19 protein-coding genes and 1 pseudogene are annotated in these 22,313 nt (G+C 71.2%); 12 read left to right on the forward strand and 8 right to left on the reverse strand.

Going from position 1 to position 22,313, the window contains the following annotated elements:
• Positions 1-93: pseudogene (locus AB0E96_RS09480) on the reverse strand (trypsin-like serine protease); the annotation flags it as partial.
• A gap of 186 nt (positions 94-279) precedes the next feature.
• Here AB0E96_RS09480 and AB0E96_RS09485 point away from each other — a divergent pair.
• The gene (locus AB0E96_RS09485) at positions 280-3,576 is read left to right on the forward strand and encodes a molecular chaperone Hsp90 (RefSeq protein WP_359820592.1); all 3,297 of its coding nucleotides are present in this window, start codon (positions 280-282) and stop codon (positions 3,574-3,576) included.
• A gap of 66 nt (positions 3,577-3,642) precedes the next feature.
• Here the strand turns inward: AB0E96_RS09485 and AB0E96_RS09490 are convergent, their stop codons facing one another.
• From AB0E96_RS09490 to AB0E96_RS09500, 3 genes are all read right to left on the reverse strand, one after another.
• On the reverse strand, positions 3,643-3,852 hold the full coding sequence (locus tag AB0E96_RS09490) for a hypothetical protein (RefSeq protein WP_359820595.1): 210 nt from the start codon (positions 3,850-3,852) through the stop codon (positions 3,643-3,645).
• Positions 3,853-3,984: 132 nt separating this feature from the next.
• Complete coding sequence (locus tag AB0E96_RS09495; protein WP_359820597.1) at positions 3,985-6,444, reverse strand: HAD-IC family P-type ATPase; 2,460 nt, start codon at positions 6,442-6,444, stop codon at positions 3,985-3,987.
• A 130-nt stretch (positions 6,445-6,574) separates the two neighbouring features.
• Entirely contained in the window at positions 6,575-6,853 is a 279-nt protein-coding gene (locus tag AB0E96_RS09500; RefSeq protein WP_359820600.1) for a DUF2530 domain-containing protein, read from the reverse strand.
• Between the two features lie 178 nt (positions 6,854-7,031).
• On the opposite strand from AB0E96_RS09500, the gene AB0E96_RS09505 reads away from it, so the two are divergent.
• From AB0E96_RS09505 to AB0E96_RS09515, 3 genes are all read left to right on the forward strand, one after another.
• On the forward strand, positions 7,032-8,492 hold the full coding sequence (locus tag AB0E96_RS09505; RefSeq protein ID WP_359820602.1) for an NCS2 family permease: 1,461 nt from the start codon (positions 7,032-7,034) through the stop codon (positions 8,490-8,492).
• Between the two features lie 216 nt (positions 8,493-8,708).
• A complete protein-coding gene (locus AB0E96_RS09510) occupies positions 8,709-9,464 on the forward strand; it encodes a recombinase family protein (protein ID WP_359820604.1) in 756 nt (251 codons plus the stop codon).
• Complete coding sequence (locus AB0E96_RS09515) at positions 9,380-10,411, forward strand: recombinase family protein (RefSeq protein ID WP_359820656.1); 1,032 nt, start codon at positions 9,380-9,382, stop codon at positions 10,409-10,411. The genes AB0E96_RS09510 and AB0E96_RS09515 overlap by 85 nt, the downstream gene beginning before the upstream one ends.
• Positions 10,412-11,301: 890 nt before the next feature.
• Here the strand turns inward: AB0E96_RS09515 and AB0E96_RS09520 are convergent.
• Entirely contained in the window at positions 11,302-11,751 is a 450-nt protein-coding gene (locus tag AB0E96_RS09520) for a hypothetical protein (RefSeq protein WP_359820606.1), read from the reverse strand.
• 146 nt (positions 11,752-11,897) lie between these two features.
• Here AB0E96_RS09520 and AB0E96_RS09525 point away from each other — a divergent pair, with 146 nt between their 5' ends.
• Complete coding sequence (locus AB0E96_RS09525) at positions 11,898-12,125, forward strand: HNH endonuclease (protein ID WP_359820608.1); 228 nt, start codon at positions 11,898-11,900, stop codon at positions 12,123-12,125.
• A gap of 341 nt (positions 12,126-12,466) precedes the next feature.
• Here AB0E96_RS09525 and AB0E96_RS09530 read toward each other — a convergent pair whose 3' ends face one another.
• Complete coding sequence (locus AB0E96_RS09530) at positions 12,467-13,219, reverse strand: DUF5919 domain-containing protein (RefSeq protein WP_359820610.1); 753 nt, start codon at positions 13,217-13,219, stop codon at positions 12,467-12,469.
• A 146-nt stretch (positions 13,220-13,365) separates the two neighbouring features.
• Here AB0E96_RS09530 and AB0E96_RS09535 point away from each other — a divergent pair, with 146 nt between their 5' ends.
• The 5 genes from AB0E96_RS09535 (at position 13,366) to AB0E96_RS09555 (ending at position 17,413) form a co-directional block, all read left to right on the forward strand.
• Positions 13,366-13,680, forward strand: coding sequence for a hypothetical protein (locus AB0E96_RS09535; RefSeq protein WP_359820612.1), 315 nt, complete (start codon positions 13,366-13,368; stop codon positions 13,678-13,680).
• Between the two features lie 715 nt (positions 13,681-14,395).
• Entirely contained in the window at positions 14,396-14,893 is a 498-nt protein-coding gene (locus tag AB0E96_RS09540; RefSeq protein ID WP_359820615.1) for an NUDIX hydrolase, read from the forward strand.
• A gap of 389 nt (positions 14,894-15,282) precedes the next feature.
• On the forward strand, positions 15,283-16,389 hold the full coding sequence (locus AB0E96_RS09545; protein WP_359820618.1) for a radical SAM protein: 1,107 nt from the start codon (positions 15,283-15,285) through the stop codon (positions 16,387-16,389).
• On the forward strand, positions 16,386-16,520 hold the full coding sequence (locus AB0E96_RS09550) for a hypothetical protein (protein ID WP_359820620.1): 135 nt from the start codon (positions 16,386-16,388) through the stop codon (positions 16,518-16,520). Before AB0E96_RS09545 ends, AB0E96_RS09550 begins: the two co-directional genes overlap by 4 nt.
• Before the next feature lie 83 nt (positions 16,521-16,603).
• Positions 16,604-17,413 (forward strand): aminoglycoside phosphotransferase, encoded by an 810-nt coding sequence (locus tag AB0E96_RS09555; protein WP_359820622.1) that lies wholly within the window; start codon positions 16,604-16,606, stop codon positions 17,411-17,413.
• A gap of 224 nt (positions 17,414-17,637) precedes the next feature.
• Here the strand turns inward: AB0E96_RS09555 and AB0E96_RS09560 are convergent, their stop codons facing one another.
• Positions 17,638-18,096 carry a VOC family protein gene (locus AB0E96_RS09560; RefSeq protein ID WP_359820624.1) on the reverse strand — a complete coding sequence of 153 codons (459 nt, stop codon included), beginning with the start codon at positions 18,094-18,096 and terminating at the stop codon, positions 17,638-17,640.
• 131 nt (positions 18,097-18,227) lie between these two features.
• On the opposite strand from AB0E96_RS09560, the gene AB0E96_RS09565 reads away from it, so the two are divergent.
• Together AB0E96_RS09565 and AB0E96_RS09570 are read left to right on the forward strand one after the other, a co-directional pair.
• The gene (locus AB0E96_RS09565) at positions 18,228-19,151 is read left to right on the forward strand and encodes a DUF4231 domain-containing protein (protein WP_359820626.1); all 924 of its coding nucleotides are present in this window, start codon (positions 18,228-18,230) and stop codon (positions 19,149-19,151) included.
• Between the two features lie 214 nt (positions 19,152-19,365).
• Complete coding sequence (locus AB0E96_RS09570; RefSeq protein WP_359820628.1) at positions 19,366-21,078, forward strand: hydrogenase maturation protein; 1,713 nt, start codon at positions 19,366-19,368, stop codon at positions 21,076-21,078.
• A 144-nt stretch (positions 21,079-21,222) separates the two neighbouring features.
• On the opposite strand, the gene AB0E96_RS09575 is transcribed toward AB0E96_RS09570, so the two are convergent.
• Entirely contained in the window at positions 21,223-22,095 is an 873-nt protein-coding gene (locus AB0E96_RS09575) for an MHYT domain-containing protein (RefSeq protein WP_359820631.1), read from the reverse strand.
• Positions 22,096-22,313 lie beyond the last annotated feature (218 nt).

The raw sequence follows: 22,313 nt of genomic DNA on the forward strand, positions 1-22,313 counted from the left end.
GGCGCAGTCGCCGGAGCCGCCGGAGGTCACCCCCTGGGCCTGGTCGCCGGAGATGAACGACCCGCCGGAGTCTCCGGGTTCGGCGCAGACGGTGGCCGGCCCCGGCGGCACCGCCCGTCGGGGAGCCCCCGGGCCGTCGGACGGCCGGCGGAGGAACCGTCAGGTGCGCCGCCGGCGTCGTCCCCGGGCCGTCGGCGGCGGGGTCCGTGGTCGGGAGCAGTCAGTGGGGCAGGGAAGAATGCCCTACGACGAACAGGGCAGCGGAAGGCGGCAGGTCCAGTGGAACCTCGGATCATCGGCAGCGGCACGGACGAGCACCTCGCGGACCCCTTCGGGAGCGCCGCGCTGCGCCGGCGGGTGCTGGACGCCTGGGCCGCCTCGCCGTCCCGGTTCCGGGAGGACGCCAACGCCGAGGAGGAGCTGGCGCTCGGCGGCTACCGGGACCGCCTGGTGGTCGAGTTGGCGCAGAACGCGGCCGACGCGGCGGTCCGGGCCGGGCACGGCCCCGGCCGGCTGCGGCTGACCCTCGCCGACGGCGTGCTCGCCGCCGCCAACACCGGCGCCCCGCTGGACGCGGCCGCCGTCGAGTCGCTGTCGACCCTGCGCGCCTCCTCCAAGCGCGGTGAGGCGCCCGCCGTCGGCCGGTTCGGGGTCGGCTTCGCCGCCGTCCTCGCGGTCACCGACGAGCCCGCCGTGCTGAGCGCCACCGGCGGCGTGCGCTGGTCGCTCGGCGAGGCGCGGGCAATGGCCGGGGAGCGGCCCGAGCTGGCCGAGGAACTGCGCCGCCGGGACGGCCACGTGCCGCTGCTGCGGCTGCCGTTCGCGGCCGACGGCCCGGCCCCCGAGGGCTACGACACGGTGGTCGTGCTGCCGCTGCGGGACGCCGCCGCCGAGGACCTGACCCGCCGCCTGCTGGCCGGGATCGACGACGCGCTGCTGCTCACCCTGCCCGGTCTGCGCGAGGTCGTGGTGGAGACCCCGGACGGCACCCGGACGCTCACCCGGGACGCCGCCGAGCCGCGCCCGGACGGGGTCACCGAGGTCACCGTCACCGACGACGCGGGCGGCCGGCCGCGGCAGACGGTCTGGCAGACCGCCGGCACCTCCGGCACGCTCTCCGCCGAGCTGCTGGTCGACCGGCCCACCGAGGAGCGCGCCCGCCCGTACTGGACGGTGACCTGGGCCGTCCCGGTCGGCCCGGACGGTGCCCCGCAGCGGCCCGGGATCGCCTCCGTGCTGCACGCGCCGACCCCCAGCGACGAGCCGGTCGGCCTGCCCGCGCTGCTGATCGCCTCCTACCCGCTGGACTCCACCCGCCGGCACGTCGCGCCCGGCCCGCTGGCCGACTTCCTGACCGAGCGCGCCGCCGACAGCTACGCCGATCTGCTGCGCGCCCGCGGCGCCGACCTCGGCTCGCTCGGCCTCGTCCCGGCCCCGCTCGGCCAGGGGGCGCTGGACAACGCGCTGCGCGCCGCGGTGCTCTCCCGGCTGCCCGGCACGCCGTTCCTGCCGCACCCGGCGCCGGTCGAGGAGGGCACGCCGGCCCTGCGGCCGCGGGACGCGACGCTGCTGGAGGGCGCGGACGGCTCGGTGGTCGAGGCGCTCTCGCCGATCTTCCCCGGGCTGCTGCCGGCCGGACTGGAGCGCCGCACCGAGCTGCGGGTGCTGAACGTGCGCCGGGTGCCGCTGGCCGAGGTGGTGGACCAGCTCGGCGGCCTGGACCGCGAGCCCGCCTGGTGGCGCAACCTGTACGCGGCGCTCGGCGCGGCCGACCCGGAGGCGCTCGGCGCGCTGCCCGTCCCGCTCGCCGACGGGCGGACGGTCACCGGGCCGCGGCGCGTCCTGCTGCCCTCCGAGGACGCCGACTGGGCGGCCTTCCCCGGCTACCCCGAGTCCCTCGCGGGCGCGCTCGCCGCGCTCGACCTGCGCCTGGCCCACCCCGAGGCCGCCCACCCGCTGCTGGCCAAGCTCGGCGCCGGCACCGCCACCCCGGCCGGCGTGCTGGACACCCCCGAGGTGCGGGCCGCCGTCGCCCGTTCCTACGAGCTGGCCGAGGACGACCTCGACGCGGCGCTCGAACTCGCCGACGCCGTCCTGGCGTTGGTGAAGGCCGCCGCCCCGGAGCCGGGTGCCCACCCGTGGCTGGCCCGGCTGGCGCTGCTCGACGACGAGGGCGAGCCCGCCCGGGCCGGCGAACTCGTGCTGCCCGGCAGCCCGTTCGCCGCGCTCGCCCGCGAGGAGGACGCCGGCTGGGTGGACGACGAGCTGCTGGAGCGCTGGGGGCCGGAGGTGCTCGCCGCCGTCGGCGTGCTGGCCGGCTTCGTGCTGGTGCGGGCCGAGGACGTGGTGCTCGACCCGGACGACCTGGAGCGGCTCGACCCCACCGTCCCGGCCGACCGCGCGGCCGGCGGCCACCCCACCGGCCTGCTGGACGAGGCGCCGGACGGGCTCGCCGAGTGGGCCGAGGACGCGCTGGAGGCGCTCCAGGCCGACGAGGCGGTCGGCGTCCCGCCGGTGGCCGCCGAGCTGCTGGCCGTGCGGGACCTCGACCTGGTGGACGACGACGCCTGGCCGCAGGCGCTCGCCGCGCTGGCCCGCCCGCCGTACCGGGAGGCCGTGGTCGCCCCGGTGCGCACCCTGCTGCCGGACGGCTCGTACGCCGACCTGCCGCCGTACACCGCGTGGTGGCTGCGCGACCACCCGGTGCTGGCGGGCCGCGAGCCGGCCGGCCTGCGCGCCGCCGGGGCCGACCCGCTGCTGCGCGGGCTGTACGACGAGGCCCGCACCGCGCTGGACGAGCAGTTCCTGCACGCGCTCGGGGTGCGCACCACGCTGGCCGCGCTGCTCGCCGAGCCGCACGGGCCGGACGAGGTGCTGGACCGGATGACCGACCCGGACGCCGAGGTCGGCCACCGCCAGCTGCACGGCATCCACACCGCGCTGGCCCGGGTGGACCGCGAGCGGATCGAGCCGCTGGACGTGGTGCGGGCGCTGCCCCCGCTGGACCCGGAGACCGGGCGCCGGCCGGCCCACACGGTGGTGGTGGACGCCACCGAGGCGGTCGTCGCCGACGCCCCCGACCTGGTCCAGCTGCTGCACCCGTACCCGCTGCTGCCGGTCGCCCCGGCGCTGGCCGCCGACCTCGCCGAGCGGCTGCACGTGTCGCTGGCCAGCGAGGTGGCGGGCGGCCGGGTGCTCTCCGAGGGCGTGCTGCACCGGGTCCCGGCGGTGGTGCGGGAGCTGCTGCCCGGCTGCCCGGTCGCCTACGAGGAGCACGAGGAACTGCTGGTCGTCGGGCCGGACGGCGGCGAGGCGTCGGTGGACTGGCGCTGGGACACCGGGGCGGACAGCCCGGAGCCGCCGTACGACCCGGAGCTGGCCGAGGCCGGCGACGAGGACGACGAGTTCGACGTCCCGCCGGTGCCCGGTCTGCTGCACGCGGCCACCCCGGAGGGCCTCGCCGCCGGGCTGGCCTGGTCGGTCGGGCAGTGGCACCGCCGCTTCGAGGTGCTGGCCGCCCTGAGCGAGCCGGACCGCGCCTACGAGCTCTCGGCCGCCCGCGACTTCGAGGGCTGAGCCCGGGGCGTGCGGGCCGAGTCGCCCGCGTGCGGGGCCGAGTCCGCGCGCGGGCGCCCGCCGGGTTCAGCGGGTGCGCGCCCGCAGCCGCCAGTAGACGGTGGTGGTGGCCGTCAGCCAGACCGCGCCGAGCGTCACCAGCGCGGCGCTCCGCAGCGCGGGTGTCGGCCGGACGGCCAGGCCGACACCCGCCATCGCCAGTCCGGCCAGTCCGGCCGCCAGCAGTCCGCCCAGGAAGGCGACGAACGCCTCCAGATCCCCACCCTTGCGCGCCATTCGGCACCCCCTCCCGGTGCCCATCATCGTGGTGGGGGCACGGCCTTGTCACGCAAGCCGCCGAGGGGCGCGCGCCGCTCCGTGCCGAGGGCGCGCCGCCCCGTACCGGCGGACGCGTCACTCCGTGCCGCGTCACTCCGTGCCGCGGCGCTTCATGACGCGCCAGGCGATCTCCAGGGCGATGCCGCAGACCACCGCGATGGCGACGCCCGTCAGCGGATCGCGGAAGCCGACCAGGGAGAGGTCGAAGAAGGTCTTCAGCGGGGGCACCAGCAGGACCAGGGCGAAGGCCCCGCCCATGGAGCCGATCAGCAGCAGGCGCCACCAGTTGTAGGGGCGGGCGACGATGGCGAGCACCCAGATGGCGATCAGGAAGAGCGTCAGGGTGGCCACGCTGGTGTCGGCCTTGAGGTCGGTCGCGTGGTCGGCGCGGGCGAGCGTGTAGGCGACGAAGGTGCCGGTGCCGGCGATCGCGCCGCCGGGGATCGCGAGCCGCAGCACGCGCTTCACGAAGCCGGTGCGGGCCCGCTCGTTGTTGGGGGCGAGCGCGAGGAAGAAGGCGGGGATGCCGATGGTCAGCGAGGACAGCACGGTGGAGTGCCGGGGCAGGAACGGGTACGGCGAGTGGGTGAAGATCACCAGGAGGGCCAGCAGGACGGAGTAGACGGTCTTCACCAGGAAGAGCGAAGCGACCCGCTCGATGTTGCCGATCACCCGGCGGCCCTCGGCCACCACCGACGGCAGCGAGGCGAAGGAGTCGTTCAGCAGCACGATCTGGGCGACGGCCTTGGTGGCGTCGGAGCCGGTGCCCATCGCCACGCCGATGTCGGCGTCCTTGAGCGCGAGCACGTCGTTGACGCCGTCGCCGGTCATCGCCACGGTGTGGCCGCGGGACTGCAGCGCCCCGACCAGTTGGCGCTTCTGCTGGGGGGTGACCCGGCCGAAGACGCTGGTCCGGTCGGCGGTCTCGGCGAGCTCCTCCGGGTCGGTGGGCAGGGTGCGGGCGTCCAGCGGGTGGTCGGCGCCGGGCAGGCCCAGGTGGCCCGCGACCGCGCCGACCGAGACCGCCGCGTCGCCGGAGATGACCTTGGCCCGGACCCGCTGGCCCTCGAAGTAGCGCAGGGTTTCGGCGGCGTCCGAGCGCAGTCGCTGCTGGAGCACCACCAGGGCGAGCGGGGTGAGGTCGGCCGCCGGGTCGGGGGAGTCCAGCGGGACGGGGGTGCGGCCCAGCAGCAGCACCCGCAGGCCCCGGGCGCCCAGTTCGTCGACCTCGGCCAGGGCCGGGTGTCCGGCGGGCAGCAGCACGTCGGGCGCGCCGAGCAGCCAGCTGGCCTCGCCGCCCTGCGGTTCCAGCAGCTGCACGCCGCTCCACTTGCGGGCGGAGGAGAAGGGCATCGCCTCGATCACCCGCCAGCCGTCGCGGTCCGGGGCGGTGCCGGCGTCGCCGCGCCCGTAGGCGTCGATGACCGCCTGCATGGAGGGGTTGGGACGGGCGTCGGCGCCGGCCATCACGGCCAGCGCGTGCCGGACGGTCTCCGGGGTGGCGGCGGCGGGCTCCCCGTTCGAGAGCATCCGCAGGTCGACCACGTCCATGCCGCCCTCGGTGAGGGTGCCGGTCTTGTCCAGGCAGACGGTGTCCACCCGGGCCAGGCCCTCGATCGCCGGGAGCTCCTGGACCAGGCACTGCTTGCGGCCGAGCCGGACCACGCCGATCGCGAAGGCGACCGAGGTCAGCAGCACCAGCCCCTCGGGGACCATCGGCACGATGCCGGCCACCATGCGCCGCACGGCCTCCTTCCAGTCCCGGCCCTCGACGGCCAGCTGGCTGATGATCAGGCCGAGGGCGGTGGGGATCAGCAGGTAGGTGATGATCCGCAGGATGCTGTCGATGCCGGTGCGCAGCTCCGACTTCACCAGGGTGAACTTGCTGGCCTCCTCGGCCAGCTGGGCCGCGTAGGCCTCGCGGCCGACCTTGGTGGCGGTGAACGCGCCGGCGCCGGCCACCACGAAGCTGCCGGACATCACCGGGTCGCCGGGCTGCTTGAGGACCGGGTCGGGTTCGCCGGTGAGCAGCGACTCGTCGATCTCCAGGCCGTCCGCCTCGGTGACCTCGCCGTCGACGATCACCTTGTCACCGATGCCGAGCAGCACGGTGTCGTCGAGGACGATCTCGGAGACGCCGATCTGGCGGGCGGAGCCGTCCCGGCGGACCTGGGGGCGGGCCTCGCCGATCAGGGCCAGGCTGTCCAGGGTCTTCTTGGCGCGCAGCTCCTGGATGATGCCGATCGCCGTGTTGGCCACGATGACCAGGCCGAACAGGCCGTCCTGGATCGGACCGACGATCAGGATGATCCCGAACATCACGCCGATGATCGCGTTGAAGCGGGTGAAGACGTTGGCCCTGACGATCTCCTTGGTGGACCGGCTGGACCGTACGGGGACGTCGTTGACCTGGCCCTTCGCGACCCGCTCGGCCACCTCGGCGGCGGTCAGGCCGCCGCGCCGGCCGGGCAGCAGGCCGAGGGGGTGTGCTCCGTCCGGGCGGTCTCGGTCGGTCGGCCGCTCTTCCGCTGGTTGGGCAGGCTGCGTCATGGCACCGACTCTACGGGCGCCTTATGTCCGATGCGTGCTACTAAAGGACTATTCAGTCCGACCGGGTGGCCGGGTTCCGGCCGTCGCCGCCGGCCCCGCGTCCGACGGTGCGCCGGGGCCGCGCGCTCCGCTAGCCGGCCTCGTGCTCGGCCGCTCCGGCGGCCTCGGCGGCGCGGCTGCGGGCGATCGCGTCCCGCCGGGCGCGGCAGTACCAGAGGCCGATCAGGCCGAGCAGCCCACCGGAGAGGCAGATCCAGGGCCAGGTGCCGTGGCCGTGCGCCGAGAGGCTGCCCTGGAAGGGGAGCAGGGCGAGGAAGGCGACGAACCACAGCACCGTGCCGCCGCCGACGATGGCGACGTCGTTGGCCTCCAGCGGAGGGGGCGAGGGGTGCAGTGGCGTCTTGGGCATGGGGCCTAGCGTACGGTGCGGCGGGGCGGCTTCGCGGGTGTTGCGACCCTCGGCAGGCTCTACGCGCGAAGATAGCGCGTGTGCGATCCGGAAACCATACTTAAAGATCTGCGCCCGGCCACCGTCGCACCGGGCGTTCACTCCCTCTCCTCAGCTCCCCCACAGAGGACGCACGCACATGCCTGTGGTCCAGCCGACCACCGAGTCGCCCGAACCCGCCGACGCCGCGCCCAAGCCCCCCACGAGCGCCGTCGACCGCTTCTTCCGGATCAGCGAGCGCGGCTCCACCCTGCCGCGCGAGATCCGCGGCGGAGTCGCCACCTTCTTCACCATGGCGTACATCCTGGTGCTGAACCCGATCATCCTTGCCAGCGGCACGGACATCACCGGGGCCCACCTGGACAGCGGCCAACTGGTCACCGCCACCGCCCTCACCGCGGGTCTCACCACCCTGCTGATGGGCGTCATCGGCAACGTCCCGATCGGCCTGGCCGCCGGCCTCGGCGTCAACACGATCGTGGCGCTCCAGCTCGCCCCCAGGATGACCTGGCCGGACGCCATGGGCATGGTCGTGCTGGCCGGCTTCGCGATCATGCTGCTGGTCGCCACCGGTCTGCGCGAGCGGGTCATGAACGCCGTCCCGCTCGGCCTGCGCAAGGCCATCGCGATCGGCATCGGCCTGTTCATCAGCCTGGTCGGCCTGGTCGACTCCGGCTTCGTCAGCCGCATCCCGGACGCCGCCCACACCACCGTCCCGCTCCAGCTCGGCGGCAACGGCCACCTGCTCGGCTTCCCGGTGCTGATCTTCGTGATCGGCCTGGTGCTCACCCTGATCCTGCTGATCCGCAAGGTGCCCGGCGCCATCCTGATCAGCATCGCGGTCTCCACCGCGCTCGCCGCGATCATCGACAAGGTGGCCGACGTCCCGGCGCTCAAGTGGGGGCTGACCGTCCCGACCTGGCCGGGCAACCCGGTCTCCGCGCCGGACTTCGGGCTGGTCGGCAAGGTCAGCCTGTTCGGCGGCTTCGAGAAGGTCGGCGTGCTGACCGGCCTGCTGTTCGTCTTCACCGTGCTGATGTCCTGCTTCTTCGACGCGATGGGCACCATCCTCGGCGTGGCCGACGAGGCCCACCTGCTCGACGAGAAGGGCGACCTGCCCGGCATCAACAAGGTCCTGATGGTCGACGGCATCGCCACCGCGGCCGGCGGCGCCACCTCGGCCTCCGCCAACACCTGCTTCGTCGAGTCCACCGCCGGTGTCGGCGAGGGCGCCCGGACCGGCTTCGCCTCGATCGTCACCGGCCTGCTCTTCGTGGTGGCGCTCTTCCTCACCCCGCTCGCCACCATGGTCCCGGCCCAGGCCGCCACCCCGGCCCTGATCACCGTCGGCTTCCTGATCCTGGCCAACTCGATCAAGGAGATCGACTGGGCCGACTACACGATCGCGATCCCGGCCTTCCTGACCATCGTGATGATGCCGTTCACCTACAGCATCACCAACGGCATCGGCATGGGCTTCGTCGCCTTCTGCGTGCTGCGCCTGGCGGCCGGCCGCGGCCGCGAGGTCCCCGTCCCGATGTACGCGGTGGCGACGGTGTTCGCCTTCTACTACCTGATGCCGGCCTTCGGCCTGCTCTGACGGCCCGCCGCCGTACGAAGCCCCGCCCTCCCGGCTCCGGGAGGGCGGGGCTTCGGCGTTCCCGAGGGGGCTGGTCAGTGGACGCAGAACTCGTTGCCCTCGGGGTCCCCCAACACTCGGAACTAGTAGTTCTGGAGTGGCCGAGACATGGGTACGGCAACGCTGGTCAGGGGCACGTCTGCGGGGCGCGGGAAGCCGTTGCGCTCCCCGGGGGGTATGACCGATGAGACCAAAAATCTTCTGGCCGGGACGGTCTTCACCGAGACCCTTCGGGGCGTCCGGTGCGTCCGTCTCTCGGTTCTGACCGACGAGACCACCAGCCCTGAACGACAGCGCGACGCATGCAACTACGTAGCCGGTGAGCTTCACGTCGACTTCGGCCAGGGCGACACCCTTCGAGAAGCTGTCGATCTGGACGTCAGCGCGTCGAAGACATCGCCGTGGGAGCGTCCGGAGCTTGCCGGCTGGCTGAACGACCCCAGCACGTACGACGCCCTTGTCTGGTGGCGCTTCGACCGCGCGATTCGGTCGATGCAGGACATGTACGCGCTCGCCAACTGGGCGCGCGCAAACCGCAAAGTCCTGATCTTCGCTGAGGGACTCGGCGGGGGCCGACAGGTCTTCGACTTCCGCAACGCCATGGACCCCATGGCCGAACTCCAGCTCTTCATGCTGGCGTTCGCGGCGCAGTTCGAAGCCCAGAGCATCAGCGACCGCGTGACCGGCCCCAGGCCGCGTTGCGGACCATGCCCCTTCGCTGGCGTGGCGGTGGTCGCCCGCCGTACGGCTACATGCCCGCCCCCATGCCCGAGGAGCACGGCGGCACGGGTTGGACGCTTGTTCCGGACCCCGATGCGGTCAAGGTCATTGAGCGCATTATCCGTGAATTGCTGGAAGGGGAAACGGTTTCCGCAATTGCCGTCGGCCTTAATTTGGATAACATTTCCACGCCGCGGGATCACTGGGCTGTGAAGAGCGGTCGTGAAACCGGTGGAAATACCGGAGGGGTCAAGGGTCTAAAGCGGGATCGGTTCAAGTGGACTCCGAGTGTGATTACTCGCATGCTCCGTAATGAAACGCTTCTAGGCTGGAAGATGCATAGGGGGAAGCCCGTCCGCGACAGCCAGGGCAGCCCGATTATGGACACCCTGGACCCGATCATGACGCGCGAGGAATTTGATCAGGTTGGCGCGGTTCTCGACTCGCGGTCGACGCAATACCCCAGCGAGCGAACGGACTCAAATGCCTTGCTGCTTGCGGTAATTCACTGCGTCAACTGCAATGGCCGCATGTACTTCAATCAGCAGGCAAGCAAGTCGACGCAGCACCCGACTTATGGGTGCGGCGCATATTCGCGCGGCGTGAAATGCGATCAGCCCGCCTATATTCGGCACGACTGGGTGGATGAGTATGTGACCTCTGAATTTCTGCGCCTGGCCGGGCCCGGGCCGATGATCCATGTCGTTGAGATTCCGGGCTACGATCCCCAGCCTGAAATAAATGCCACCATGGCAGAGTATGAATCCCACATGGAGGAAAAGGGAAAGCAGAAGTCGGCGCTTTCGCTATGGGAGAAGCGCCGCGATGCCCTGGACAGTCGCCTGATCGAGTTGGAGTCCCGAGAGAAGACCGAGCCGCAACGCATCAGCACGGCAACAGGCCGTACCTACGCGGACGAGTGGGAAGACGCAGACACCGCCCAGCGCCGGAGCATGCTGGTTGACGCGGGAGTCCGACTCGACGTCCGAAAGGGAACCTGCGGCGGGTGGCGGAAGCTTGACCTCCGACGCGTCGACTTCACCATGTCCGGGGAGCTGGATGCCCCCGTGGAAGAGCTTGCCGCGATCTCCCGGCAGGCGGAGTCCGACGTCCGAAGAGACGCCCCAGTAGCCCACAGCAAGGTCCGGCTGGCCGCCTGACGGCCCATACAGCCCCGTTCGACCACCCTGGTCGGGCGGGGCTCTCTTGCGCCGGCTGCGGTGGCACAGCGGGAAGACCGCAGGGGAATTCACCGCCGGCTGAACAGTGCCACGAGGGTGCCGCCGCCCGCTGTGGCTGCGGTGATGAGCCACGCGGGGATTCGTTGGATGGTCAAGTGAAGCCCACCCCAACGGAGTTCGAACTGGGCGGTCGCTTCGTGCTGCCTGCCTGTCGGTTCATGTCCGCTAGTTCAGCAGATGTCGCCCGCGAGTTGAGGATCTTGCGGACCGCCTCTGTTCCTCGGAAGCCCCCACCAGCTGAAACCCCCGAAAATTCACCTGTTCAGCGGTCGCGCGCTTCGCTCCGACACGCGCCGAAGCGCTTCAGGATAGGGGGCATCCCGTAGGCAGGCCGCCACCTCCATGCGCGGAATGTTCCTGCGGCGGCTCTGGTCATGCCGAAGCCGGCACTTAGATGTCGTGTGCACATCAGATACCACAGCGGGGCCGATGGTGTTTGGTGTTTTGACGTCCGTTCTCAACACACCATAGAAGCAAATAGGGAAGTCAGGATCGGCGTCCCAAACACCAAGCCACCACTGGAAGGGCTTGCGCTCTAGAGGGGGCAGAGCCGCAGCGCCCTGGGGAACGGGGGGAACAGGGGGGAGCCCCCGGGAAGTCGTTGCGCTCTAGGGAAGGTAGGAGGCGGGGAGTGCCGCACACCCCTCTACGGCAGGTGGTCTGAGCACCCCGTCTCCTTTCGCCCATGCACCACGAGCCCCGCGCTACCGGGGTTGCCGCCGGAGTCGTGCGGCGAAGGGGCCGCGTCGCCCACGAGTAGCCACAGCCGGAAGGGGCGTGGGCTTACGCGGCCCCGCTTGCCTGTTGGGCTACTGGTTGCGGGGGATGCTCTGCGCGAACTCGTGCAGTGTGAAGTCTAGATTACCGCGGGTGCGGGTCAGCCAAGGCGCCGACTCAGGGTGGGATAGTGCGATTTCAGCGGATAGAACAGCAATGCGCACGGCCCACCTCAGCCCCCAAAATGCCTTGCCGGTATCAACGGGAGCAAAGAGCATTACGTCGGCTTCGAGCGTGCCCAGCTCCTCTTGGAGCTTGGTTATCTCACTTTGCAGTATTGTCAGTTGCTCGCGCGGCGCCTCCTTCGACTCATCTTCAGGAAGGTGCTCAACTACGCGTCTCGTTGCGACGTAGACCTGTCGATAGACGCCTCTCAGCTGGTTGTTCGGATCGACGGTCTTCGCTACGTGTATACCGCCGTTGATGATCTCCGCCTGGACTACGAACTCGACTTCACTGCCGGTGATCTGATTCTCAGTCATTTCACTCCCGCCCCTGGTTCTCAACAGGGTAGGGCGGGCCTCCGATAAGTCAAAGTCTCGATCGACTTGGGGTGGCGAGACGTGGCGAAGCATGGCGCAGTACCACGGATTACGTAATCCGTGGCTCAAGGGGGGGGAGGGGAGTCATGCGCACACGGTGCCTTGACTGCAGGGGGTGGGCCACCCGCAACGGTCGGTGCGACGAGCACCACCGGGCTTACGAGGCTGGCTGTACCGGGCAGTCGCACAGTAAGCGGAAGCAGCCGCTTGCCCTCGGAGGCCAGGACGTGGACGACAACGTTCAGGTGCTCTGCAAGAGCTGCCACCGCGCCAAGACCCGCCGCGACTTCGGCCACCAGCGTCCGCCCTTCTGACTGCGTGCTCGTGCGGCTGGCTGGGCGGGACGTTCCGGAAGTTCCTGGCCGTGCCCGCCGGCGATCCTGGCCCCAGCTCGAAACACGCACCCTGGGTGTGATGCCGGACCCAGGCGCCCCCAGTGATCAACTGTCGCGCCGCGTAGGCGAAGCGGTGCTGAGGGGCCCGGAGAAAGGCACCTGCTAAGGGGGTCGAAACGCCGGTTAGGAGGTGGTCAGGGTGTCCCGAGCGAAGTCCCCAGCGCGAACACCCGCGACGAAGGCGGTCCAACCGGCGGGGGAGATGGACAGGTGAAACAGATCCCAGCGGATTCCCGCTGGGGGTCCTTCTGCATTGCGGGTTAGTGAGTCGGACTGCCGCGGTCCCATAGCTCTTCCGCATGCTCAACGAACCGATCGAACATGCCACCGTCCTGCGATCGGCGAAGGTGCATCATCGGGGAGTCGTGCCCAACAACCCTCGCCAGATGTGGAGTGACCAGGGCGTCCTGATCGAATCGGAAGACCGAGAGACCTACGTGGTTTGGCCCATCATCGGGCGAGCTGAACCGAGCCTCGACGCCTTCGACCCCGGAGAGCTTTTCCAGGTGTTCCAGGGTGATTCGAATCCGGGTCGAGACGGTCAGTGCCACACCCTCGATACGCTCGCGCTGTCGCGTGGTCTCCGAGGCAGGGTCGCCCAAAAGGAATCGGACGCGACATCCGGACTCGGCTTTGCGCATTAGCGTCAGGTGTAGGGCCGGTTGCTCTAGCCACACGAAGTAGTTCGTGTATCCAGCCAGGAAGATGTCATCTACGGCGTCACCAATCAGGCTGGCCCATACCGACGTCGGACAGGTCGATCGATACGGGTAGGCGGCGAACACCTCTCGGTCGTGTCCGGTCTTGAGGTTCGCCCGGACGGCGTTGGGCCAGATCATTTGCTCATCAACCCCCAGGGCTGCGCACACATCGTTGCGGTTCTTCTGGTGCGGTACTAGCGCGGCGTTCGATAGCCAGCGTTCCACGGTCTTAGGTGTGACGCCCACGCGGGTCGCCAGTTGGCGTGGAGTGAGTTTCGCGTCCGCCATACCTTGTCGGAGAGCGATGTTCAAGAGTCAACCCCCAGACGTTTGGGCTTTCTTGGACGCTAGCGCGTAGACGGCCGTCATGTCTCGGTTACGGGGGTGCTTTGGCCCATCTGAGCGTCAAGGATCGGTGGTGCGGCAAGGAAGCCCGTCAGACCGAGTGGAGGAAGGCCGTGCCGAAGACGTACGACGAGCACAAGGCCGTGCATCGCGAACAACTCGCCCTGGCCGACGCGGACCCGGGCCCGAAGCCCGACTGCTGCCCGAGGGACGGCGAGAAGATCACCATCACCCGGCCGAAGCAGGGTAACGGGACGGCCACCAGCCAGCCGGACCAGGACGCCCTTGACGAGTGGACGTGCCCCAACGGCCACTTCGGCTACCTCCTGCCGGCGGAACACCTCGTGAAGCACCCGTACGACGACCAGATTCAGGTCTGCGGCATGAAGCGCCGTACCGACCCGGACGCCGTCTCGGTCGTCGCCTGAGAGCACCGACGACCACGCCCAGGTGACCCCCCCGACACCTGGACGAACCCCCTGAAGACCCCCGCCCCGAGCGCGCTGTCATGGCTGACTTTGTGCTCGGGACGGGTTCCAACTCCCGCACCCCGCCCGGGGGCTAACAACTGGGCGGAAACGGTTGGGTGCGGGAACGGTGGTCTCGTCCGCCCGTGCAACACCAACCCCCGTACGGGCGGGCGGGACCACCACCTGAAGACCCCCGTCCTGGTTGCTGTCACCGACCTTCCAAGGGATCAGTACACACGGCCAGGACGGGCCCAACTCCCGCACCCCGCCAACACCTCAGCCCGTGGCGGACACGCCCGGTGCGGGACCGGTGGTCCCGTCCGTACGCGACCCCCGCTGTGGATGGGCGGGACCACCCCAAGACCAGCACCGACACGATGGACCGAACGTGCCAGTGCCCTCCGTTGTGTCGGGCGCCCCCGGAACGCGTGGCGAACCGGCCGGCGCACGCTGGCCCCGTGCCCACGATCGTTAGTCGAGTTCCGATCGTGGGCCGGGGCACCCCTCAACCCCCGGTAGAAGGTCCGTTGATGGTCCGGACCCTGCCGGGCGCACACCGGGCTCGGATCCCGGATGTGCACGCCGGTCCCCCTTGGCCGGACGTTCTGACGATGTACCTGGACAGGGGGGATCGGCACTCAGACCCCGCCCCATGCTCACGACGGGAACTCCCTTGACGCAGACGGAAAGTCGGCAGCCGGCACGCTGGCTCAGGGCCGAAACGCTGATCATGAACGGGTACGAACGGCTGCTCATGACGGTGCCCAAGGACCACCCCGGTCTGTTGCTGCCCGGGGTCTACGTCCGCCAGGGCGAGCAGGTGGCGGACGCCGCGGTGCGCGGACTCGCCGAACAGACCGGTCTGCGCCGGGAGATCACCCATCACCTGGGCGTCGACCAGCACCCGGCCAACCCGGCGACCGGCGACTCCGAAGGGCTGACGATCGTCTGCGACGGCGGCAACGCCTCCCTGTTGGAGATGAAGCTGCTGGCCGAACAGGGCGTTCCGGTTGGCGCGTTCCGGGAGATCAGCGGGCACCGGTGGGTGGGGTTGGGCGAAGTTGCCGGCCATGCCGATCCCTACGTGGTGACGCGCGTCCGGGTCGCCCTGGGCATCCTGAAAGAGGGGCTGAAGCAACCCCTTCTGTACATCGGCCAGCCCGCCGGCTGACCCATGGCAGCGAAGAAGCGGCCCGGCACAGGACCGGTAGAGAACGTGGTGCGCACGGTCGGGAACAGCACCACATGCCAGTGCCCCCAGCCCGACACATGCGTTCTCCGGCTCCAACTCCCGCCGCCCGGCGGGAGCTTCCACGACAGCCGAAACCGCCGCTGGACGGTCGTCCGCCGGGACCAGGCCGCCGACCCGGTGACCGGGAAGATCGGGAACACGACGATCTTGATCCGCCGGATCGAGAACGGTGAACCGGTCGTTCACCTGCGCGGGCCCGGTGAAGGTGGAGAACCGCTACGACAGCCGCCGGCTCCACCGCCCGCCGACCCGAGTCCGGATATCCGACAGCTTCGACGTCCGCCAGACGTCGTGAAATGGAGGGGACCATGTACCAGTTGATCGCCGCCCCGTTCCTGGGCAAGTTCGTCGTGCTGAAACCGGGCCGTCTCGAAGGCATCACGCTCCCCGAATGGCGCTTCCGGGAGCTGGAGCGCGGCGGCGCCGTTCCGGCCTGGCTGGTCGACGCTGCTGACCGTCGGTGGGGCATCTCGCTGCCGGACCGGCCGATCGGCGAACTCGTTCTCGTCCGTCGACCGTCCGTCTTCGGGCACGGCCGGGCGAGTTGGGAGATCAACAAGGGGTGCGACTTCGGCTGTGATCACTGCTTCCTGGGTGATCGCCCCTTCGCCGGCTTGGACGAGTCGGGCAAGCAGGCGCTGCTGCGGACCATGAGGGACGCGGGTGTTCTCTGGCTCCAGATGACGGGCGGCGAACCCCTGATCGACCGCGACTTCGCCAGTTCCGCCCAGCTTGCGCACGACCTGGGAATGATGATCGAAGTCCAGACAAACGGTTCGCGTCTCGCACGGCCGGAGATCCTGTCCGCGCTGGCGTCCGCCAGGCCGTACCGGGTGGCGGTCTCCCTGTACGGCGCCACACCCGAGACGTACGACGCGTTCACGCACAGCCGCGGGGCGTACAAGCGTGTCACGGCGGGTCTTCGGGCTGCGGTCGACGCCGGGCTTCCCGTCCGTTTGACGTTGATCATCACGGCCCAGACGGCGCCCGAACAGGCTCAGATGCGCGACATGGCTGACGCACTCGGAGTGCCGTACACCGAGTACACCCACATGTCGCCCACGATCTACGGCGGGGGTGCGCCGCTGAAGTCCCAGAGCCCGGCGCACCTGAAGCTGCCCGGCAGGTTCGAAGGCTGCAACGCCGGACACACGTTCTTCCACGTCGACCCGCACGGAAAGGCGTCGATCTGCAAGGTCGGCCGGGACGAGCAGATCGACTTGACCCAGGGCGTCCACGCCCTGTCCCGCCTCGGAGAAATCGCCGATGGCCTCATGCTTCGCACCGGTGGGTGCTCCGGCTGTCAGCTCTCCGAGTCCTGCTCGGTGTGCCGGCCGCTGGCCAAGCGCTACCAGGAGGCGAAGGCACCACTCAAGAACTACTGCCAACACGGACAGAAGGAGAGTGCAGCATGACCGCTGTCATGGTCGAGTTGAGCCCGACCCGCACCGAGGAGGGGGACGAGGAGCTGTCGTTCTTCGACGACGCGGAGTCCTTCGGCGCCGCCGCGCTGCCGGGGTGCGGCGACGACAACCCGTACGTGTAACCCGGCACTAGCGTGACTGCCCCGGACGGGATTTCCCTCCTTTGAGGGGGCCCGTCCGGGGCTCGTCCCGATCAAGCGAACGGATGAATGTGTCCAACCGTCGAATCCCGTACGCGGAGCTGTCTCCCGACGTCCGGGCCGCAATCGAAGCGCGCACCGGCCCCGCGCTGAAAACCGAGTCGGCAAGCGAAGGGCTCAACAGCGAGATCGCCGTCCGGCTCGTCTCGCAAGCCGGCGAGTACTACGTGAAGGGGCGCCGGTCCGACCACCGCTGGGCGTGGACCCAGCGACGCGAAGCCGAAGTGAATCCCTACGTCCACGGGATCGCTCCCGCCCTGGTCGCCCGGGTCGAAGCCGGCGGGTGGGATCTGCTGATCTTCGAAGCGGTCGACGGCCACCACGCCGACTACCGGCCCGGCTCACCCGATCTTCCGAAGGTCGTTGACGTGCTCCGCCGGCTGGGACGGCTTCCCTGTCCTCCGATCGAGCTGCGGCACGCGGAACAGCGTCTAGAGAGGTACGTCGACCGCCCCGAAGACCGCGCCCACTTCACCGGGGACGCGCTGCTCCATACCGACTGGAACAACACCAACGTTCTGGTGGCTGGTGACCGTGCGCTCGTCGTTGACTGGGGTTGGGCCACGAAGGGCGCTCCGTGGCTGGACGCCGGTTACTGGGTGCTCTGGCTGACCGCATTCGGGCACGAGCCCGCGTCCGCGGAACAGTGGGCCGCCCAGGTCCCGGCTTGGGCGAAAGCCCCCGCCGAAGGGGTCGACGCGTTCGCCGTCGCCAACGCCCGCATGTGGGACGAGATCGGCGGCCTGAACCCGGACCCCTGGACGGCCCGCATGGTCGACGCTGCCCGACGGTGGCGGGACTACCGGCAGGCCTAGCCGCTTGCCCCGTCCGGGTCCGCCTGGGCGGGGCTATCCCCTACCCGATGCCGCTGGTTCGCAGGTACCACGGCTGATCCCTTGCCCCAGCGCGTGGTGATCAGTGGAGCAGCCGACCGGCGCCGGGTGGACCGTCTGGGGCTGTGACGACTGTGCCCCGACGCTGCGAAAGCTGGTCGGCTAGGACCACCCTGCCCCGTCCAGGACTGCCTGGGCGGGGCTTTCTAGGCAGCAGTGCAGAAGTGGAAGTTAGAAGTGTTGGGGTCCCGCAGGACGGCCCAGGCGCCGCCGGGCTCCTCGACGTGCCGGACGGTGGTGGCGCCGAGGGCTTCGAGGCGGGTGACGGTGGCCCCGCGCGCGTCCGGGCCGGGGTGGAGGTCGAGGTGCAGCCGGTTCTTGCCCTGCTTGGGCTCGGGGACGGCCTGGAACAGGACGCGGCGGCCGAGGCCGGTGTCCGAGGCCGAGTCGAACGGGTCCTCGGGGTGGCGGACGGCGGCCAGGGTGCGCCAGGCCGGGCGGCCGTCCACCTCGGTGAGGGCCTCCGGGCCGACCGCGCCGGCGGCGAGCAGCCGGGTGATCAGCGCGCCGTGGTCCTCCCGCGTGTACTCCAGGGCGGCGGCCCAGAAGGCGGCCTGGCGGTGCGGGTCGGCGCAGTCGATGACGAGCTTCCAGTGCAGCGGCATGTAACCGGTTATATCGGTTACCGGGCGGCCGGACAACGGCCCCCGGTCGGAAGTTGTCAAAAAGGCGCCCGTGTAGGCGAGTTGGCGGAGGGAATACTGGCTGGACGGAGAAGGGGGAGGGGACTCGACCGATGGTGCAACAGGATCCGCCGGGGGGCGTCGAGGCACAGCTGCTGCCGGAGCTGTTCTGGACGGCGGACAAGGCCTCGCTGGACGGCCAGCGCGAGACGCTGCGCTGGTACCGCGGACTGATCTCGATGCTGGTGGTCGCCGCCGTGATCGGGTCGTTCCCGAGCACGGGCGACAAGGGCGGCTTCGACTTCTGGCCGCTGCTCTCGGTCGCCGCCTTCCTGGTGGCCGGCTACTTCTGGTCCCGGCTGCGGCGCGGCAACCCGCAGGGCCGCTGGTACCAGGCCCGGGCGGCGGCCGAGTCGGTCAAGACGCTGGCCTGGAAGTACACCGTCCGGGCCCGGCCGTTCGACGGCGAGGCCGAGTCCGCCGACGTCGACCGCGGCTACCTGCTGCAGGTCGAGGACGTGCTGCGGGCCTTCGAGGACCCGGAGATCGTGCCGCCCGGCAGCGTCGCCGAGATCACCCCGGAGATGCGGCGTCAGCGCGCCGAGAGCCTGGCCGCCCGGCGCACGCTCTACCTGCGCACCCGGGTGGAGGGCCAGCGCACCTGGTACCGCTCCCGGGCCGAGGCCTGCGACTCCCAGGCGGTCTCCTGGGGGCTGGGCGTCGCGGTGCTGATCATCGTCGGCGCGGCGGCGGCCGTCGCCCAGGCCACCGGCGCGCTGCCGGTGCACCTCTTCGGCACGACCTCGGCCGCGGCCGCGGCGATCATCGCCTGGACGCAGCTCAAGCAGCTCGGCCCGCTGGCCGCCGCCTACCAGCTGGCCGCGCGCGAGCTGGAGAACGTCGGCAACCAGCTGTCCGACCTGGACCTCAAGGCGCCCGACGCCGAGGCGCGCTGGGCCCGGCTGGCCGCCGACGCGGAGGACGCCGTCTCCCGGGAGCACACCACCTGGCGGGCCCGCCGGGCGTTCCCGCGCTAGTCGGTTCCCGCGCCGGGCAGGCTCCGCGCCGGGGAGGCGGCGCGGGAGAGGGTACCCGGCGGGAACGGGGACTTGGGGAGATCCGGCGAAACGCGGCGCACAGGTGTGCGGGGTGCGTGAGAGTAGAGCACCGGAACACGGACCGTGATCATTACGTGTCCATGCCCTGGTTTCATCGCCTGCGCGCGACCCCAGTTCCCGCCGGAGGCCCTCCTTGCGCATTCTCCTGATCGCCAGCGCGTTCAACAGCCTGACCCAGCGCGTCCACACCGAGCTGCGCGAGCGCGGCCACCGGGTCGCCGTCCAACTCGCCCTCGGCGACGAGCAGATGAGAGCCGGGGTGGCCCGCACCGACCCCGAGCTGATCGTCTGCCCGATGCTCACCAAGGCCGTCCCGCAGGACATCTGGTCGACCCGGACCGTCCTGATCGTGCACCCGGGGCCCAAGGGCGACCGCGGCCCCTCCTCGCTCGACCGGGCGATCACCGAGGGGGAGGAGCACTGGGGCGTCACCGTGCTGCAGGCCGTCGAGGAGATGGACGCCGGTGACATCTGGGCGTCCGTCGAGTTCCCCGTCCCCCCGTGCGGCAAGAGCGAGTTGTACCGCGGCGAGCTCGCCGACGCCGCCGTCGAGGCCGTGCTGCTGGCCGTCCAGCGGTACGAGAGCGGGCGGTTCACCCCCGAGCCGCTGGACTACGCCCGGCCGGACGTGCGCGGCCGGGCGCGGCCCCTCCTGCGCCAGGAGTCCCGCCGGATCGACTGGGAGCGGGACGACACCGCCGCCGTGCTGCGCAAGCTGCGCGCCGCCGACTCCCAGCCCGGTGTGCTGGACGAGCTGTACGGACGGGAGTTCTTCCTGCACGGCGGCCACCCGGAGGACGAGCTGCGCGGCCCGGTGCCCGGCGCCGTGCTGGCCACCCGGGACGGCGCGATCTGCCGGGCCACGGTGGACGGCGCGGTGTGGATACCCCAGCTGCGCCCGCGCCGCACCCCCGGCGGGCCGGCCACCTTCAAGCTGCCGGCCGCCACCGTGCTCGCCGACGAGCTGTACCGGGTCCGCGAGGTGCCGGTGGACCCGGAGCGGGCGAGCGGCCGGGACACCTGGTCGGAGCTGCGCTACCGCGAGGAGGGCCGGGTCGGCTTCCTCGAATTCGCCCACGCGGGCGGGGCGGTGAGCACCGAGCAGTGCCGCCGGCTGCTCGCCGCCTACCGGGAGGCGGCCGACCGGCCGACCTCGGTGCTGGTGCTCGGCGCGCCCCGGGACTTCTACTCCAACGGGATCCAGCTGAACGTCATCCAGGGCGCGGCCTTCCCGGCGCTGGAGTCCTGGGAGAACATCAACGCGATGGACGACTTCGTCGAGGCGGTGCTGACCACGACGGACAAGGTGACGGTGGCGGCCCTGGCCGGGAACGCGGCGGCCGGCGGGCTGATGGCGGCGCTCGCCGCCGACGAGGTGTGGTGCCGGGAGTCGGCGGTGCTCAACCCGCACTACCGGCTGATGGGCCTGTACGGCTCCGAGTACTGGACGTACACCCTGCCCCGCCGGGTCGGCGCCGAGCAGGCCGAGCGGCTCACCTCCGAGGCGCTGCCGGTCGGCCCGGACCACGCCCGCCGGATCGGCCTGGTGGACCGCACGGTCGGCGGGGACGCGGCCGGGTTCCGCCGCTGGGTGGCCCGTGAGGCGGACCGGATCGCCGCCTCGCCGGAGCTCACCGGACGGCTGGTGGACAAGAAGCGCCGCCGCGCGGCCGACGAGGAGGCCAAACCGCTGGCCGAGTACCGGGCGGAGGAACTGCGCCGGATGCACGCCAACTTCTACCGGGCGGGCGAGCCGTACCACGCGCTGCGGCGGGACTTCGTGCACAAGGTCTGCCCGGTGGCCACACCGGAGCACGTGGCGGGGCTGCTCGGGCGGCCCTCGTAGGCCCGCCCCGCGCGCGCCTCGGGCGGGGGATCGGGTGGGGGATCGGGCGGCGCCCGGCCGGGGATCGGGCGGGGTCGGGCGGCGCCCGGCCGGGGTGGGGGGCCCGGCCGGACGCCGCTCGGGCCCCCGCTCCCGTACCCGGCGTCAGCGCCGGGTCGCCCCGCCCACCGGCCGCCGCGACCGCGGGGCCGTCGGGTCGTCCGGACCGCCCGGGGTGCGCGCCGCCCACTCGGGAACCGCGGGGGTGCGCGGGGGCAGCGGGGCGGCCGGACCGGCCAGCAGGGGCCGGGAGTCGGGTCGGCTCGGCGAGACCGCGAAGGCCAGCGAGCCGAAGAAGACGTAGCAGCCGAGCCCGACCCCGAGCGGGAAGACGAACTGGAGCGCCATCACCCCGTCCGCGGTGGAGCGCGAGAAGTCCGGTTGGACGGAGAGCGCCGCCATGCCGGTGTAGTGCATCGCGCAGACCGCCACGCCCATCACCGGCGCCGCCGCCAGGACGGCGAGCGTGCCCCGGATGTTCAGCGCGGCCCAGAGCGCGGCGGTGGCCGCGACCACGGCGATCGCCACCGAGACCGCCACGGTCGTCCGGTCGTAGCCGAGCCGGCCGGGCAGGACCATCGCGGCCATGCCCAGGTAGTGCATCGCGGCGACGCCGAGGCCGGTGGTCAGCCCGCCGACCATCAGCGCCAGGACGGGGCGCCGCCGCCAGTACCCGACGGTGAAGAGCCCGATGCCGACCACGGCGACGGCCACCAGCAGGCTGAGCACGGTCAGCCAGGGCCGGTAGGTGATCTCGACGCCGGTCACGGAGAAGCCGAGCATCGCGATGAAGTGCATGGACCAGATCCCGGCCCCGAGCGAGCTGGAGGCGAACAGCAGCCAGGCGACCCGGGTGCGGCCGCGGGAGACCAGGGCCCAGCGGGCGCCGCGCAGTGCGACGAAGGCGCCGGCGCAGGCGACGAAGTACGAGACCGCTGGGGTCACCCAGCCGTGGTCGGCGTGGTGGATCTCACCCAATGGAGCTCCCTGGACGAGGGCTGAGGGCACCGGGACGCGGTCGGACGCGGCTGGCCGGGGAAGGCGCGCGGCAACGGGCACCGGAGCGGGAACGCGGGCCCGCGGAGCGGGGCCCGGCATGTGGTGCCCCTGACAATCGGGGAGAGTAGTCACTGCCCGGCAGTCGCACAACGTTCGTGCGTTTCGTGAAGTCGCAGGTCAGGATGGGCCTTTACGCG

Source organism: Kitasatospora sp. NPDC036755 (assembly GCF_040636595.1).
GTDB lineage: Bacteria > Actinomycetota > Actinomycetes > Streptomycetales > Streptomycetaceae > Kitasatospora.